The sequence below is a fragment of the Planobispora rosea genome, assembly GCF_014648175.1.
GTDB classification, from domain to species: domain Bacteria; phylum Actinomycetota; class Actinomycetes; order Streptosporangiales; family Streptosporangiaceae; genus Planobispora; species Planobispora rosea.
The window spans coordinates 53,586-68,515 of record NZ_BMQP01000033.1 but is presented as its reverse complement, the minus strand read 5'-3'; the positions used below and the strand labels follow the sequence as shown (position 1 = coordinate 68,515).

Annotated in this window: 14 protein-coding genes and 1 tRNA gene; 13 read left to right on the top strand and 2 right to left on the bottom strand. The window is 69.9% G+C overall.

Annotated elements, in window-relative coordinates:
• Window positions 1–9: 9 nt before the first annotated feature.
• Together IEZ08_RS27825 and IEZ08_RS27820 are read right to left on the bottom strand one after the other, a co-directional pair.
• Entirely contained in the window at window positions 10–1,095 is a 1,086-nt protein-coding gene (locus tag IEZ08_RS27825; protein WP_084780714.1) for a TetR/AcrR family transcriptional regulator, read from the bottom strand.
• Between the two features lie 187 nt (window positions 1,096–1,282).
• Window positions 1,283–2,227 carry an acyl-CoA desaturase gene (locus tag IEZ08_RS27820; RefSeq protein ID WP_068927305.1) on the bottom strand — a complete coding sequence of 315 codons (945 nt, stop codon included), beginning with the start codon at window positions 2,225–2,227 and terminating at the stop codon, window positions 1,283–1,285.
• A 428-nt stretch (window positions 2,228–2,655) separates the two neighbouring features.
• Between IEZ08_RS27820 and IEZ08_RS27815 the strand changes: the two genes are divergently transcribed.
• The 13 genes from IEZ08_RS27815 to IEZ08_RS27755 all read left to right on the top strand — a co-directional run bounded on the left by IEZ08_RS27815 (window position 2,656) and on the right by IEZ08_RS27755 (window position 14,923).
• Window positions 2,656–2,934 carry a hypothetical protein gene (locus IEZ08_RS27815; protein ID WP_189243297.1) on the top strand — a complete coding sequence of 93 codons (279 nt, stop codon included), beginning with the start codon at window positions 2,656–2,658 and terminating at the stop codon, window positions 2,932–2,934.
• Between the two features lie 220 nt (window positions 2,935–3,154).
• Window positions 3,155–3,226, top strand: a tRNA-Gln gene (locus tag IEZ08_RS27810).
• Window positions 3,227–3,390: 164 nt separating this feature from the next.
• Window positions 3,391–4,845: a bifunctional UDP-N-acetylglucosamine diphosphorylase/glucosamine-1-phosphate N-acetyltransferase GlmU gene (gene glmU, locus IEZ08_RS27805; RefSeq protein ID WP_189243296.1), complete on the top strand. Its 1,455-nt coding sequence runs from the start codon at window positions 3,391–3,393 to the stop codon at window positions 4,843–4,845.
• Window positions 4,842–5,819 carry a ribose-phosphate diphosphokinase gene (locus tag IEZ08_RS27800; RefSeq protein ID WP_068927301.1) on the top strand — a complete coding sequence of 326 codons (978 nt, stop codon included), beginning with the start codon at window positions 4,842–4,844 and terminating at the stop codon, window positions 5,817–5,819. The genes glmU and IEZ08_RS27800 overlap by 4 nt, the downstream gene beginning before the upstream one ends.
• A 176-nt stretch (window positions 5,820–5,995) precedes the next feature.
• Complete coding sequence (locus tag IEZ08_RS27795) at window positions 5,996–6,622, top strand: 50S ribosomal protein L25/general stress protein Ctc (RefSeq protein WP_068927299.1); 627 nt, start codon at window positions 5,996–5,998, stop codon at window positions 6,620–6,622.
• A gap of 130 nt (window positions 6,623–6,752) precedes the next feature.
• Window positions 6,753–7,358: an aminoacyl-tRNA hydrolase gene (gene pth / locus IEZ08_RS27790; RefSeq protein WP_229803560.1), complete on the top strand. Its 606-nt coding sequence runs from the start codon at window positions 6,753–6,755 to the stop codon at window positions 7,356–7,358.
• 162 nt (window positions 7,359–7,520) lie between these two features.
• Complete coding sequence (locus IEZ08_RS27785; protein WP_189243305.1) at window positions 7,521–8,957, top strand: sugar transferase; 1,437 nt, start codon at window positions 7,521–7,523, stop codon at window positions 8,955–8,957.
• A complete protein-coding gene (locus IEZ08_RS27780; protein ID WP_189243295.1) occupies window positions 8,957–9,724 on the top strand; it encodes a 3'(2'),5'-bisphosphate nucleotidase CysQ in 768 nt (255 codons plus the stop codon). Before IEZ08_RS27785 ends, IEZ08_RS27780 begins: the two co-directional genes overlap by 1 nt.
• A 32-nt stretch (window positions 9,725–9,756) precedes the next feature.
• Window positions 9,757–10,671: a sulfate adenylyltransferase subunit CysD gene (gene cysD, locus IEZ08_RS27775; RefSeq protein ID WP_068927293.1), complete on the top strand. Its 915-nt coding sequence runs from the start codon at window positions 9,757–9,759 to the stop codon at window positions 10,669–10,671.
• A complete protein-coding gene (cysN, locus tag IEZ08_RS27770; protein ID WP_068927291.1) occupies window positions 10,671–11,933 on the top strand; it encodes a sulfate adenylyltransferase subunit CysN in 1,263 nt (420 codons plus the stop codon). Before cysD ends, cysN begins: the two co-directional genes overlap by 1 nt.
• A 232-nt stretch (window positions 11,934–12,165) precedes the next feature.
• Window positions 12,166–13,134: a sulfotransferase family protein gene (locus IEZ08_RS27765; RefSeq protein WP_189243294.1), complete on the top strand. Its 969-nt coding sequence runs from the start codon at window positions 12,166–12,168 to the stop codon at window positions 13,132–13,134.
• A complete protein-coding gene (locus IEZ08_RS27760) occupies window positions 13,131–14,072 on the top strand; it encodes a glycosyltransferase family 2 protein (RefSeq protein WP_068927287.1) in 942 nt (313 codons plus the stop codon). The genes IEZ08_RS27765 and IEZ08_RS27760 overlap by 4 nt, the downstream gene beginning before the upstream one ends.
• The gene (locus IEZ08_RS27755) at window positions 14,069–14,923 is read left to right on the top strand and encodes a WecB/TagA/CpsF family glycosyltransferase (protein ID WP_084780713.1); all 855 of its coding nucleotides are present in this window, start codon (window positions 14,069–14,071) and stop codon (window positions 14,921–14,923) included. The genes IEZ08_RS27760 and IEZ08_RS27755 overlap by 4 nt, the downstream gene beginning before the upstream one ends.
• The last annotated feature ends 7 nt before the right edge of the window (window positions 14,924–14,930 follow it).

Sequence of the window (14,930 nt, the reverse complement as noted above, 5' to 3'; positions counted from 1 at the left end):
AACTTCGGCTCAACGGCTGCTGTTGCTTGCCCGCTCGGCCGCCCTGGCCTCCCGGACGCGGACCCGCTCCAGCTCACGCTGCTCGCGTTCACGGGCCTTCTCGGCCTCGCGCAGCTGCCGGAGCTCGCGCTCGCGCGCCCTCTCCTGCTCCTTCAGCTCGCGCTCGCGGACCTTCTCCTGCTCGCGCGCCAGCTTCTCGGCCTCCCGCTGTTCGCGCTCGCGGATCTTCTCCAGCTCCTTCAACTCCCGCAGCCGCACCCTCTCGGCCTCGCGCGCCAGCTTCTCGGCCTCCCGGAGCTCGCGTTCGCGGATCTTCTCCTGCTCCTTCAGCTCGCGCTCGCGGGCCTTCTCCTGCTCGCGCGCCAGCTTCTCGGCCTCCCGGAGCTCACGCTCCCTGGCCCGCTCCCGCTCCCGCAGCTCCTTCTCGGTCGGACGCGGGACGACGGGCGCCCGCCGCTCCTCGACCACCCGGGAACCGGAGGTCAGCCGGGGCCGGGGGTTCAGCCCCGTCAACCCGTTCCACGCGAGGTTGACCAGGTGCGCGGCCACCTCCTCGCGCGACGGCCGCCGCACGTCCAGCCACCACTGGCCGGTCAGCGCCACCATCCCGACCAGCATCTGCGCGTACATCGGGGCGAGCTTCGGGTCGTAACCGCGTGTGGCGAACTCGTCGACCATGACATCCTCGACCTGGCTGGCGATGTCGTTGATCAGGCTGGCGAACGTGCCCGTCCCCGACGCCGCGTGCGAGTCGCGGACCAGGATCCGGAACCCCTCGCTGTTCTCCTCCACATAGGCCAGCAGCGCCAGCGCGGCCCGCTCCAGCTTCACCAGCGCGTGCGAGGCCGACAGCGCCTCGGTCACCATGCCGAGCAGCTTCTGCATCTCCCGGTCGACGACGACGGCGTAGACCCCCTCCTTGCCGCCGAAGTGCTCGTAGACCACCGGCTTGGAGACATTGGCGGTCGCCGCTATCTCCTCGACCGACGTCCCGTCGAACCCCTTCTCCGCGAACAGGGTCCGGCTGATCTGGATCAGCTGCTCCCGGCGTTCCTTACCGGTCATCCGTCGTCGAGGTTCGCTCACAGTTCTCATAATGACGGTTCCGGCCGACGAAACGGGATGCCCGCCGGACCGGACCGCCGGAGCGGGACGATCGGCGGGCAACGCCGCGCGGGCCGGGCCGGCGAGGGAAAGACGGCCGGCGGAGACGGGAGGCCCGGCATGCCCGTGAGGGGCAGGGGGCCCGGCGGAACCGGTGTCGCCAGAGAGCCCGCTATGGTCAGGAGGCAATGCGCTTCGCCGCCAGTCGCTCGGGGGTGGGCCAGCGGACGTCGTGGGCCCAGCCGAACTTCTCGAACCAGCGGATCATCCCGGCGCTCAGGTCGATCTGACCCTTCAGCGCGCCGTGGCGGGCGCACGTCGGGTCGGAGTGGTGCAGGTTGTGCCAGGACTCGCCGAATGACGGGATGGCCAGCCACCACACGTTCCGCGACTTGTCACGCGACTCGAAGGCCTCCTCGCCGAAGACGTGGCAGATGGAGTTGATCGACCAGGTCACGTGGTGGAGCAGGCCGATGCGGACCACGGTGCCCCAGAAGAAACCGGTCGCCGCGCCCTGCCACGACCAGGTCAGCAGGCCGCCCAGCACCGCCGGAGCCACCAGCGAGAAGATCGCCAGCGCCGGGAACCACTTGTGCAGCTTGATGATGTCCGGGTCCTTGACCAGGTCGGGGGCGTACTTCTCGCGGTTGGCGCGGGTGGGCTCGAACAGCCAGCCCATGTGCGCCCAGAGCAGTCCCTTGGCCATCGACCAGAAGCCGGGCCCGAACCGCCACGGCGAATGCGGGTCGCCCTCCTTGTCGGAGAACTTGTGGTGCTTGCGGTGGGTGGCCACCCAGTCCAGCACGGACATCTCCAGCGACAGGCTGCCCGCGATGCCCAGCGCGAGCTTCAGCGGGCGCTTCGCCTTGAACGAGCCGTGCGTGAAGTAACGGTGGAAACCGACGGTGACGCCCATCCCGGAGATCACGTAGAAAACGGCGGCGATCGCGACGTCGGTCCAGCTCAGCAGACCCCATCCCCAGGCGACGGGGACGGCGACGGCCAGGGCGACCAGCGGCGCCCCCACGACCACACCGAAGGTGATGAGCTCGGGAGTGGTCTTCAGCTCCGGATCGATGTCCGGCTTGGGGCCCGGGGTGGGACGTTCCGTGGTGACTGTCATGCGCTACCTCGCGGTTCGAGAAGGATGGAGCTTTTGTCCGGCTACGGAACCGTAACCTACGCCAGAGTAAGTTAGGAATGGCCGAGAGCCAACACGACTTCGCTGGGAATTTCCTGGCACCGGCGAACCTTGCCTCCGGCCTCTCTGACCTGCTACAGAACTCGCCCTACGTCTGCCCTCGTCGCCGGCCCCTAATCCACCCCTCCACCACCGGGCCGCCCCGGAGAGCGGCCGGCCCGGTGGCCCGGTCCCCTCGCCTCCCATCCGCCTCTCCCGCGACGCACACCTTGCGACCGCTCCTTTAAGTGATCGCTTGATAGCCTAAAGTCATTAGAACTAGAGTTTGCATATGACCCGACCCCCCGGGAGCTCGCCCGGTTCGAAGAGCTCCGCCGTCAAGCCGCCGCCCTGCGCGCACAGGGCGGATCGTGGATGCAGATCGGGAGATTCTGGTGCTGGGTGCGGTGGCCTACTGGTGTGAGGGCACGAAGAACAAGCCTGGACGTCAGCGTGATCGAGTGGTTTTCGTCAACAGTGATCCTGGGTTGATTAAGGTCTTCCTGTGTTTCCTCGATGTGGCCCGGGTCGCTCCGGAGGGCCGGGTCTTCCGCGTGATGATCCATGAGAGTGCCGACGTGGAGGCGGCTCACGTGTACTGGCTGGAGGTCGCGGGGCCGAGGCCCGTCTGCTCGGCAGGCCGACCCTGAAGCGTCACAATCCGAATACGGTCCGTCACAATATTGGAGAGGGTTATCACGGCTGCCTCCGGGTCGAGGTGCGCCGTTCCTCGTGGCTCTACCGACGGGTCGAGGGGTGGATGGCAGGGTTGACGGCTGATCTATGGAGGGGCGAGTCATCCGGCTTATCGGTAAGGTGGAGACGGGTCGGTTCTGTCAGGTGGTGGACCTGCCGGATCCGTCCAGGTGATCCGGCATTGGGTAATTGGCAGCCCCCAAGGTTTTGGTCCTTGTTGTCCAGGTTCGAGTCCTGGTGCCGGAGCTGTGATTTTTGTCCTGTTTGTGGGACGGCAGGTTGGCTGGGTGGATCCCGGCCTGGCAGGTATCCTCGCGTTGTCGAGTGGGTGACAGTGCGGTGCCCGGAAGGTAGCCGTACGTCATCCCGCTTCGCCATGTCTCAATCGCGATGCCGAGGGAGCCTCGTCCGTGAGTGTGCCGCGCCCGGCCGCCGTCATCGTCCTCGCCGCAGGCGAGGGCACCCGGATGAAATCGAAAACACCCAAGATCCTGCACGAGCTGTGCGGTCGCACCCTGGTGGACCACATGCTCACCGCCGCTCGAGGTCTCGAACCCGAGCGGCTCATTGTTGTCATCGGTCATGGACGGGAGCGGGTCGGCGCGCATCTGGCGCTCACCAGTCCTGATGCGCAGACCGTGGTCCAGGCCGAGCAGCGGGGCACGGGGCATGCGGTCAGGACCGTTCTGGAAGCGGTCGGGGCCGTCGAGGGCACGGTGCTGGTGACCTACGGGGACACGCCGCTGCTGCGGACGGGTACTCTCGCCGGGTTGCTGGAGCGGCACGCCGGGGAGGGCAACGCCGTCACGGTTCTCACCGCCGAGGTGCCGGACCCGCATGGGTACGGGCGGATTGTCCGTGACGCGTCCGGTGCGGTGCTGGAGATCGTCGAGGAGAAGGACGCGACCGGGGAGCAGCGGGCGATCCGGGAGATGAACTCGGGGGTCTACGCCTTCGACGGCATCCTGCTGGCCGATGCGGTGAAGCGGGTCTCGGCCTCCAACGCGCAGGGTGAGGAGTACCTCACGGATGTCCTGTCGATCCTGCGCCGGGACGGTCACCGGGTGGGCGCGTACGTCGCGGCCGACCATGTGGAGGTCGAGGGCGTCAACGACCGGGTTCAGCTGGCGTTCGCGCGCAAGGTGCTCAACTCCCGGTTGCTGGAGGCGCACATGCGGGCGGGTGTGACGGTGGTGGACCCGGACAGCACGTGGGTGGACGTGGACGTCGTTCTGGAGCAGGACGTGGTTCTTCATCCGGGCACGCAGTTGCGCGGCCGTACGTCGGTGGGCGAGGGGGCCGAGGTCGGGCCGGCGACCACGTTGACGGACACGGTGGTCGGCGAGGGCGCGGTGGTGCGCAACGCCGTCTGCGAGGGGGCGGAGATCGGCCCGGAGGCCGTGGTGGGGCCGTACGCCTATCTGCGTCCGGGCACCGTGCTGGCCCGCAGGGCGAAGGCCGGGACGTACGTCGAGATGAAGAACGCCCGGGTGGGTGAGGGCTCGAAGGTCCCGCACCTGACGTATGTGGGTGACGCCACGCTCGGGGCCGGGGTGAACATCGGCGCCTCGTCGGTCTTCGTCAACTACGACGGGGTCGACAAGCATCACACGACGGTGGGCGACCACGCGTTCGTGGGGTGCGACACCATGCTCGTCGCGCCGGTGAACATCGGCGACGGCGCATTCACCGCCGCGGGCTCGGTCATCGCCAGCGACGTCCCTGCGGGGGCGATGGGGGTGGCGCGGGCGCGGCAGCGCAACATCGAAGGGTGGACGGTGCGCAAGCGGCCGGGCACCAGATCGGCGGAGGCGGCGCAGCGTGCCGCCGAGGCCGGAGATCAGCAGGGGAGCACCTCCGAATGAGCAGCATCAAGCAGACCGGCGAGAAGAAGATGATGTTTTTCTCCGGGCGCTCGCATCCGGCCCTGGCGGAGGAGGTGGCCAGCCATCTGGGGGTCGAGCTCACGCCGACGACGCTGCGTGACTTCGCGAACGGTGAGATCTACGCGCGATACCAGGAGTCGGTGCGCGGGAGTGACGCGTTCGTCATCCAGAGTCACACCGAGCCCATCAACAAGTGGATCATGGAGCAGCTGATCATGGTGGACGCGCTCAAGCGCGCCTCCGCCAAGCGGATCACCGTGGTCATGCCGTTCTTCGGCTACGCCCGTCAGGACAAGAAGGGCCGGGGTCGTGAGCCCATCACCGCCCGGCTGATGGCGGACCTGTTCAAGACGGCGGGCGCCGACCGGCTGATGTCGATCGATCTGCACACCTCGCAGATCCAGGGGTTCTTCGACGGCCCGGTGGACCACCTGTTCGCGATGCCGGTGCTGGTCAACTACCTGAAGGACAAGATCGACCTGGCCAACACCACGGTCGTCTCGCCGGACACCGGCCGGGTGCGGCTCTCGGAGCGCTGGGCCGACACGCTGGCCACGCCGCTGGCGTTCATCCACAAGCGCCGTGATCTGGACGTGGCCAACCAGGTGAAGGTGAACGAGGTCGTCGGCAAGGTGCGGGGCCGTACGTGTGTGCTGATCGACGACATGATCGACACCGCGGGAACGATCTGCAAGGCCGCGGACGCGCTCTACGAGCAGGGCGCGACGGACGTGATCGTGGCCGCCACGCACGCGGTGTTCTCCGACCCGGCGGTGGACCGCCTGAAGAACTCGCGGGTCTCGGAGGTCATCGTCACCAACACGTTGCCGCTGCCCGAGGAGAAGACGTTCGACAAGCTGACCGTGCTGTCGATCGCCCCGGTCATCGCGCGTGCGATCACCGAGGTGTTCAGTGACGGTTCGGTGACGAGCATGTTCGAGGGCGACTGCTGAAAGCCCTGCCCGGGGGCCGGCGGTCCCCCGGGGCCTTTCCCGGGCCCGCGGGCGGGGCGGAGCGCTGCCGCGGGCAGGATAGGCTGTAAAGGTTGCGCGCGCTCGTAACGCCTTCCGCTAGGGCGGGTGAGGGGGAGCGCGCCTGTCCACCGTCGACGATCCCTAGGAGATCCGCCGTGTCCGAGGTAGCCATCAAGGCCGAGCAGCGTACCGCTTTCGGCAAGGGCGCCGCCCGTAAGATCCGCCGTGAGCACAAGGTGCCCGTCGTCCTGTACGGGCACGGCACGGATCCGCAGCACCTGACCCTGCCGGGCCACGAGCTGCTGCTCGCCCTGCGCACGCCGAACGTCCTGATCCGCCTGGAGGGCGCGGTGAGCGAGCTCGCGCTGCCCAAGGGCGTCCAGCGCGACCCGCTCAAGGGTTTCCTGGAGCACGTCGACCTGCTCCTGGTCAAGCGTGGCGAGAAGGTGACCGTGGACATCCCCGTCACCATCGCGGGCGAGGTGGCCGACGGCATCCTCGACCAGCAGATGGTCAGTGTCTCGGTCGAGGCCGAGGCGACGCACATCCCCGAGGGTGTCGAGGTCAGCGTCGAGGGCCTGGAGGTGGGTGCGCAGGTAACCGCCGGTGACCTGAAGCTGCCCAAGGGCGCGACGCTGGCCGCCGACCCGGAGGCCATGGTGCTGGTGGTCTCCGCCGCGCCGACCGCCGAGGCCGTCGAGGGTGAGGCCGCCGAGGCTCCGGCCGAGAGTGCGGCCGCCGAGGCTCCGGCCGAGGGCGAGGCCGCCGAGGCCGCCGAGTAACGGCGTTCTCTGCTAGACCTGTCAGGGCAGCCCGGTCCCGGGCTGCCCTGACGCGCATGTGAGGTCGTACATGGGTTCGCTGTGGACGTGGGTGCGACAGGGACGCCGTGGACACGATGGAGACGAAGGGGTGCCGGCCGTGGACCGCTGGCTGGTGGTGGGTCTGGGGAATCCCGGGCCGGAATATGCGGGGAACCGGCACAACGCGGGGTTCATGGTGCTGGACGAGCTGGCCGCGCGGGCGGGTGAGCGGTTCAAGGCGCACAGGTCGCGGGCCGAGGTCCTGACGGGCCGGGTGGCGGGTGCTCCGGCGGTCCTGGTCAAGCCCCTGTCGTTCATGAATCTCTCGGGTGGTCCGGTCAAGGCCGTCGCCGACTTCTACAAGGTCGACCCGGCCCACGTGATCGTCGTCCATGATGAGCTGGATGTCCCGTACGGAGCGCTCCGGGCCAAGCTGGGCGGTGGTGACAACGGCCACAACGGCCTGAAGTCGATCACGAAGTCGCTGGGGACGAGGGACTATCTCCGGGTGCGGTTCGGCATCGGGCGTCCGCCCGGCCGGATGGACCCCGCCTCCTACGTCCTCAAGGATTTCGCCACCGCCGAGCGCAAGGATCTGGGCTTCCTCGTCGACCGGGCCGCCGACGTGGTGGAGTCGCTGGTGAAGGCGGGCCTGGAGACGACCCAGAACACCTTCCACGCGGGTGACCTGAAGCCGTCCGGGCCGCCCAGGTAGGGGTGCCCGGACCTCGGCGCTTTCCCCGCCATCCGGGCATGCGGTTCAACTTCCGTAGAGGTAGACGTTTCGGTCTTCAACCTCCGGGGCTTTCCTCCCGTCGATACCATCCCATTGCATTCCGTAGGTGATTGGTTACACGGAGGGAAACGCGTGCGTGACGTGATCGTCGTGCGGGCGGCGCCGGAACAGGTGCTCGCGACCCGTCCGCGGACGCCGGGCTGGGTGCGCGGGCACCGGGTGCGGGCCGTCGTCTCCGACGTGGCCGGCGCCTGCCTGGCCGGCGCTCTCGCGTTGTTCGTGCGCTTCGGCGAGGTCACGCCGTACGTCGCGCCCTATGTGGTGCTGAGCGCGGCGCTGCCCGTGGTGTGGGTGTGCGCGGTCGCGCTGAACCGGGCCTACGAGCCCCGTCTGATCGGGCTGGGCCCGGAGGAGTTCCAGCGGGTCATCCAGTGCGGGTTCATGCTGACCGCGGCGCTCGCCGTCGGCGCCTACGTGACCAAGACCGATGTGGCGCGGGGTTACGTCGTGCTGGCGGTCCCGCTGACCACCGCCCTGACCCTGCTCGGGCGGTACGGCCTGCGCCGGACGCTGCACCGCAGGCGGGCGCGCGGCGGGTGCATGCGGCGGGTCGTCGCGGTGGGGCACCGTACGGCGGTCGCCGAGCTGGTCGACCGGTTCCGCCGGGAGCCGTACCACGGCATGAAGGTCGTGGGGGCCTGCACGCCGTACATCGGCGTGGCCGAGGTGGAGGGGGTCCCGGTCCTGGGCGGTTTCGCCGATGTGGCGCTCGCGGTGGGGCAGGTCGAGGCCGACACCGTGGCGGTGCTGGCCTGCCCGGAGATGGACGGGCTGGCGCTGCGCCGGCTGGCCTGGCAGCTGGAGAAGACGCACACCGATCTCGTGGTCGCCCCGGCGCTGATGGAGGTGGCCGGGCCGCGGACCACGATCCGCCCGGTCGCGGGCCTGCCGCTGCTGCACGTGGAGCATCCGGAGCTGGTCGGTATGCGCCAGGTGGTCAAGAACCTGTTCGACCGGTTCGTCGCCGGGGTGCTGCTGGTCGCGCTGCTGCCGTTGCTGCTGGGGCTGGCGCTGGCGGTGCGCCTGTCGGGCCCGGGCCCGGTGCTGTTCCGGCAGACGCGGGTGGGCCGGGACGGCGAGGAGTTCACGATCTACAAGTTCCGGACGATGGCGGTGGACGCCGAGCGGCGGAAGATCGGGCTGGTGAGCGACGGCGGGGGCGTGCTGTTCAAGATCCGGGAGGATCCGCGGGTGACCGCGCTGGGCGCGCGGCTGCGCCGTCATTCCCTGGACGAGCTTCCGCAGCTGATCAACGTGCTGTTCGGGCACATGTCGCTGGTGGGCCCCCGGCCGCCGCTGCCCGAGGAGGTCGCCCGGTACGGCGACGACGTGCGGCGCAGGCTGGTGGTCAAGCCCGGGATGACCGGGCTGTGGCAGGTGAGCGGGCGGTCCGATCTGAGCTGGGAGGAATCGGTCCGGCTCGACCTGCGTTACGTGGAGAACTGGTCCCTCACTTTGGATCTTCAGATCCTGTGGAAGACTTGGTCGGCTGTCGCGCGAGGAGCTGGAGCATACTGATGACGATTCGCGACGATCATGACCTGGCCAGGGACCTTGCGGAGGGCGCCGGAGAGCTGCTGCTGGCCCTCCGGGAGAAGGAGGGCTTCGGGGACCCGTCCGGGCTGCGCGCCGAGGGTGACGCGGCCTCGCACCGGTTCCTGATGGAGGCGCTGGCGCGGTTGCGTCCGAGTGACAGTGTGCTCTCGGAGGAGGCGACCCAGCAGGAGCGGCTCGATCCCCGGCGGCTCCGGGCCGACCGGGTGTGGATCGTCGACCCGCTGGACGGCACGCGTGAGTTCGCCGAGGAGGGCCGGTCCGACTGGGCGGTCCATGTGGCGCTCTGGGAACGCGGCGAACTGGTCGCGGGGGCGGTGGCGCTGCCCGCCCAGGGCAGGACGCTGTTCACCGGTGAGCCGCCCGTGCTGCCGCCGCTCCGGGCGGAGGCGAGGTCGCGCCTCGCGGTCAGCCGGACCCGGCCGCCGGAGTTCGTGCGCAACCTCGCCCATCTCGTCGGCGCCGACCTGGTGCCGATCGGGTCGGCGGGCGCGAAGATCTCCGCGGTGCTCACCGGGGACGTCGAGGCCTACGTCCACGCCGGCGGCCAGTACGAATGGGACTCCGCCGCGCCGGTCGCCGTGGCGTTGGCCTCCGGAGCCCACGCGAGCAGGATCGACGGTTCGCCCCTGACCTACAACCAGGGCAACCCCTCACTACCGGATATTCTGGTTTCCCTACCTGGACTGGCGTCAACGCTGCTCGCCGGCATCCGGGATCTGCACCGATAGAGGAAGACCCTCTCATCCCCGAGGAGAGTCAGATGCTCCAGCGCGACTACACCACGTCGCAGCTCGATGTCCTCGAAGCGGAGGCCATCCACATCATGCGTGAGGTGGCGGCCGAGTTCGAGCGTCCGTGTCTGCTCTTCTCGGGAGGCAAAGACTCCATCGTGATGCTCCGCATCGCGGAGAAGGCGTTCTGGCCCGCGCCGATCCCGTTCCCGCTGATGCACGTGGACACCGGGCACAACTTCCCCGAGGTCATCGAGTTCCGCGACCGCCGGGTCGAGGAGCTGGGCGCGCGCCTGGTCGTGGCGTCCGTCCAGGACTCCATCGACGCCGGGCGGGTGGTGGAGGAGACCGGCCGCCGGGCCTCCCGCAACCGGCTGCAGACCACCACGCTGCTGGACGCCATCGAGGAGCACGAGTTCGACGCCGTGTTCGGCGGAGCGCGGCGCGACGAGGAGAAGGCCCGCGCCAAGGAGCGGGTGTTCTCCTTCCGTGACGACTTCGGCCAGTGGGACCCGAAGAACCAGCGGCCCGAGCTGTGGAACCTGTACAACGCCAAGATCCGCAAGGGTGAGCACATCCGGGTGTTCCCGCTGTCCAACTGGACCGAGCTCGACATCTGGGACTACATCCGCCGCGAGGGCATCGAGATCCCGTCGATCTACTTCGCGCACACCCGCAAGGTGTTCGAGCGCGACGGCATGCTGCTGGCCGACAACCCGTGGATCACCCGGGGCGACGACGAGCCGGTCTTCGAGGCCGTGGTGCGCTACCGCACGGTGGGCGACGCCACCTGCACCGGGGCGGTGCAGTCGAGCGCCGCGACGGTCGAGGAGATCATCGAAGAGATCGCCGCCACCCGGATCACCGAGCGTGGCGCCACCCGCGCCGACGACCGCGCCTCCGAGGCCGCGATGGAAGACCGCAAGAGGGAAGGCTACTTCTGATGGACATTCTTCGCTTTGCCACTGCGGGAAGCGTCGACGACGGAAAGTCGACCCTGATCGGCCGGTTGCTCTTCGACTCCAAGGCGATCTTCGAGGACCAGCTGGAGGCGGTCGAGCGCACCTCCCGCGACCGCGGTACGGAGTACACCGACCTGTCGCTGCTCACCGACGGCCTGCGGGCCGAGCGGGAGCAGGGCATCACGATCGACGTGGCCTACCGCTACTTCGCCACGCCGCGGCGCAAGTTCATCATCGCCGACACCCCGGGCCACATCCAGTACACCCGGAACATGGTCACCGGCGCCTCCACCGCGGACCTGGCGATCATCCTGATCGACGCCCGCAAGGGCGTGCTGGAGCAGTCGCGGCGGCACGCGTTCCTGACGACCCTGCTGCGGGTGCCGCACCTGGTGCTGGCCGTCAACAAGATGGACCTCGTCGACTACTCCGAGGAGCGCTTCGAGGAGATCCGCGAGGAGTTCACCGCGTTCGCCTCCAAGCTGAACGCGCCCGACCTGACGTTCATCCCGATCTCGGCGCTGCTCGGCGACAACGTGGTGTCCCGCTCGGAGAACATGCCCTGGTACAACGGGTCGTCTCTCCTGCACCACCTGGAGAACGTGCACATCGCCTCCGACCGCAACCTCGTCGACGTGCGCTTCCCCGTGCAGTACGTCATCCGCCCCCAGCGGGCCACCGATCCGGCCCTGCACGACTATCGCGGTTACGCGGGCCAGGTGGCCGGAGGCGTGCTGAAGCCGGGGGACGAGGTCATGCACCTGCCGTCCGGCCTGAGCACCCGCATCGCCTCGATCGACACCTACGACGGCCCGGTGGAGGAGGCGTTCCCGCCGATGTCGGTCACCCTCCGGCTGGAGGACGACATCGACATCTCGCGCGGCGACATGATCTGCCGCCCGAACAACCAGCCGCACGCCGCCCAGGAACTGGAGGCGATGGTCTGCTGGATGACCGACGCGAGCAAGCTGGGCCCGCGCACCAAGCTGACCATCAAGCACACCACCAGGACGGCGCGGGCGCTGGTGCGCGACCTGCACTACCGGCTGGACGTCAACACCCTGCACCGTGACGAGGGGGCGCAGTCCCTCGGCCTCAACGAGATCGGCCGCGTCTCGCTCCGGGTCACCCAGCCGCTGTTCGTCGACGACTACGCGAGGAACCGCCTCACCGGCGGCTTCATTCTCGTGGACGAGTTCACCAACAACACCGTCGGCGCCGGCATGATCGTCGACGCCCGCTAGCGTCCGACCCCCGGATCTCCGCTCCGCCGTCCCCGCTCGCCGCTGTGCGGGCGGGGACGGCGGGCGTCGTCATGCGGTTTCCACGGCATGGCCGTACGGTGCCCGTGGCATGACGTTCATGATCACTGGAGTGGGGCCGTAGGTAGATTGTTTGACCTTTCACTGACTGGCCGGTTACTCTCCGCGCTAGGGTCGGCACGTTCCGTATCCGTCGTGGTGAGGATTCGTGCCTGTGCCTACCAGCCCGTCCCCTGTCCGGGTCGTTTTCCTGGGCGGTCTCGGCCGTAGCGGCACCACGCTGCTGGAGCGGCTGCTGGGCGAGGTCCCCGGGATCGCCGCGCTCGGCGAGGTGGTCCACCTCTGGGATCGGGGCGTGCTGGCCGGTGAGGCCTGCGGGTGCGGCGAGCCGTTCGGCACGTGCCCGTTCTGGCTCCGGGTCGGCGACACGGCGTTCGGCGGGTGGTCCCCGGAGCGGGCCGAGCGCATGCTCGCGCTCCGGTGGCGGGTCGACCGCACCCGGCGGATCCCCGCTCTGGCCGCCCTCCTCGCCGGTGAGAACGTCGGCGCGGGCGCCACCGGGTGGTCTCTGGAGGAGCCCACCGAACTGGAGGAGTACGCCGCCGTCTACCGCCGCCTCTACGACGCGGCGGGCGAGACCGCCGGCTGCTCCGTCGTCGTCGACTCCAGCAAACACGCCTCCCTGGCCTTCTGCCTGGCCGTGGCCGGGGCCGACGTGCACGTCGTGCACGTCGTGCGCGACCCCCGCGCGGTCGCCCACTCCTGGTACCGGCAGGTTCCCCGGCCCGAGGACGGCGCACCCATGACCCGCTGGCCGCCCGCCCGGACCTCGCTGCACTGGCTGGCCCAGAACCTCGGTCTCGAACTCCTGGCCCGCCGGGGCGTGCCGGTCACCCGGGTCCGCTACGAGGACCTGCTGGCCGACCCCGCCCGGACCCTCGGGCACCTGGTCACGGGACTCGGCCTGGGACCACCGCCGCTCGGCTTCCTCGACGGCGGCGTGGCCGAGCTCTCACCCGCACACACCGTCTCGGGCAACCCCATGCGTTTCACGGTGGGCCGCGTCGAGCTCACCCGGGACGACCGCTGGCGCACCGCGGCCGCAGCCCGGCACCTGCGCCTGGTCACCGCACTGACCTGGCCACTCATGATCCGATACGACTATTCCTGGAGGTTCCGATGAGTCCATCGGTGGGTGTGGTCATCCCCACCCGGGGACACCGGCCCCGCCAGTTACGCGCGGCCGTACGCGCCGCCCTGGCGCAGGACTACCCGGGCCCCGTCGAGATCGTCGTCGTCGTCGACGGCGCCGACCCGGCGCCGGTCATCGAGCAGGTGGCCGACCTCCTCGCCGGCCGGGCCATGGCGCTGCGCAGCACCGCCACGCCCGAACGCGGCGTCCGAGTGCTCGGAAACCGGCTCGCCCCCGGCCTGCCCGGTGCCCGCAACACCGGCATCGCGGCCCTCGGCACCGACCTGGTGGCCTTCTGCGACGACGACGACCAGTGGCTGTCGGGCAAACTGGCCGCCCAGGTCGCGGCGTTATCGGCGGAACCCGCGGCGGAGTTCGCGAGCTGCGCCATCGAGGTCGAGTACGGCTCCCGCCGGATCCCGCGCCGGGCCGGCACCCGCCGGGTGACCCACCGGCACCTCGTGCGCTCCCGCATGGCGATGGTCCACTCCTCCACGTTCCTGTTCCGGCGGGGAGCGCTCTGGGTGGACGAAAGCGCCCCCGGCGGCCAGAACGAGGACTGGGACCTGGCCCTGCGTGCCGCCGGGCGGCACCCCATCGTGCACGTCGACCGTCCCCTGGTGCGGGTGTGCTGGGGCGGCTCGACGTACGCCACCCACTGGGCCGACCGGATCGCCGGGCTCGAATGGATGATCGCCCGCCACCCCGAACTGGTCCGGGACCCGCGTGGCGCGGCCCGGATCTACGGGCAGCTCGCCTTCCACCACGCGGCGCTCGGCCGCCGGAGGGAAGCCGGCCGCTGGGCCTGGCGGGCGTTCGCCTCCCGGCACGGCGAGCCCCGGGTGCCGATCGCGCTCGCCGTGGCCCTGGGCCTGATCTCGGCACGGGCCGTCCTGAGCAGGCTGCACCACCACGGACACGGCATATGACGCGGACCGTCACCGCCCACGGTCACACGAGGACCAAGGCGGCGATTCCCCGGCAGCGACCCCGGCCGGACAAGGCGACCCGCAAACGGCTACGCCGCCGCGTGCACGTGGCGGGGCTCGCACTCGACCCGATGACCGAGGGCGAGGTGGTCGACCACGTGATCGCCGCGCTCAAACGCGGCGAGGGCGGCCACATCGTCACCCCGAACATCGACATCAGCCGGGCCGTCTCCCGCGACCCCGACCTGCGCGCGCTCATCGAGGGCGCCGACCTCGCGGTGGCCGACGGCATGCCGCTGGTGTGGGCGGCACGGCTGCTGCGCACCCCGGTTCCCGCCCGGGTCACCGGAGCCGACCTGATCTGGTCCCTGTCGGAGGCCGCGGCCTTCTACCGCTACCCGATCTACCTGCTGGGCGGCCCACCGGGCGTGGCCAGGCAGGCCGCTGCCAGGCTCATCGGCCACTACCCGGCGCTGACCGTCGCCGGAGTGGACGCACCGCCGTACGGGTTCGAGCAGTGCCCGGAGAGCTACGCCAGGGTGCGGGAGGCGGTGCTGGCCGCCGCGCCCCGGCTGGTCTTCGTCGGACTCGGCTTCCCCAAGCAGGACCGCCTCATCGCGGCGCTCCGCGAGGATCTGCCCACCACCTGGTTCGTCGGATGCGGGGCGGCCATCTCCTTCACCGCGGGCGCGGTCCGCCGGGCTCCCAGATGGATGCAGCGGGCCGGCCTGGAATGGCTGTTCCGGCTGTACAGCGAACCCGGCCGCCTGGCCCGCCGCTACCTCGCCAACGACCTGCCCTTCGCGCTCCGCCTCCTGACCGTCTCCCTGGTGAAGCGTCTGTTCTCCTGACCCGGTA

Excerpts from the sequence above, each read along its gene's own strand:
- IEZ08_RS27755 (WP_084780713.1), top strand. The coding sequence starts at position 14,069 with ATGACGCGGACCGTCACCGCCCACGGTCACACGAGGACCAAGGCGGCG.
- cysN (WP_068927291.1), top strand. The coding sequence starts at position 10,671 with ATGGACATTCTTCGCTTTGCCACTGCGGGAAGCGTCGACGACGGAAAG.
- IEZ08_RS27780 (WP_189243295.1), top strand. The coding sequence starts at position 8,957 with ATGACGATTCGCGACGATCATGACCTGGCCAGGGACCTTGCGGAGGGC.
- IEZ08_RS27760 (WP_068927287.1), top strand. The coding sequence starts at position 13,131 with ATGAGTCCATCGGTGGGTGTGGTCATCCCCACCCGGGGACACCGGCCC.
- IEZ08_RS27820 (WP_068927305.1), bottom strand. The coding sequence starts at position 2,227 with ATGACAGTCACCACGGAACGTCCCACCCCGGGCCCCAAGCCGGACATC.
- IEZ08_RS27825 (WP_084780714.1), bottom strand. The coding sequence starts at position 1,095 with ATGAGAACTGTGAGCGAACCTCGACGACGGATGACCGGTAAGGAACGC.
- cysD (WP_068927293.1), top strand. The coding sequence starts at position 9,757 with ATGCTCCAGCGCGACTACACCACGTCGCAGCTCGATGTCCTCGAAGCG.
- IEZ08_RS27800 (WP_068927301.1), top strand. The coding sequence starts at position 4,842 with ATGAGCAGCATCAAGCAGACCGGCGAGAAGAAGATGATGTTTTTCTCC.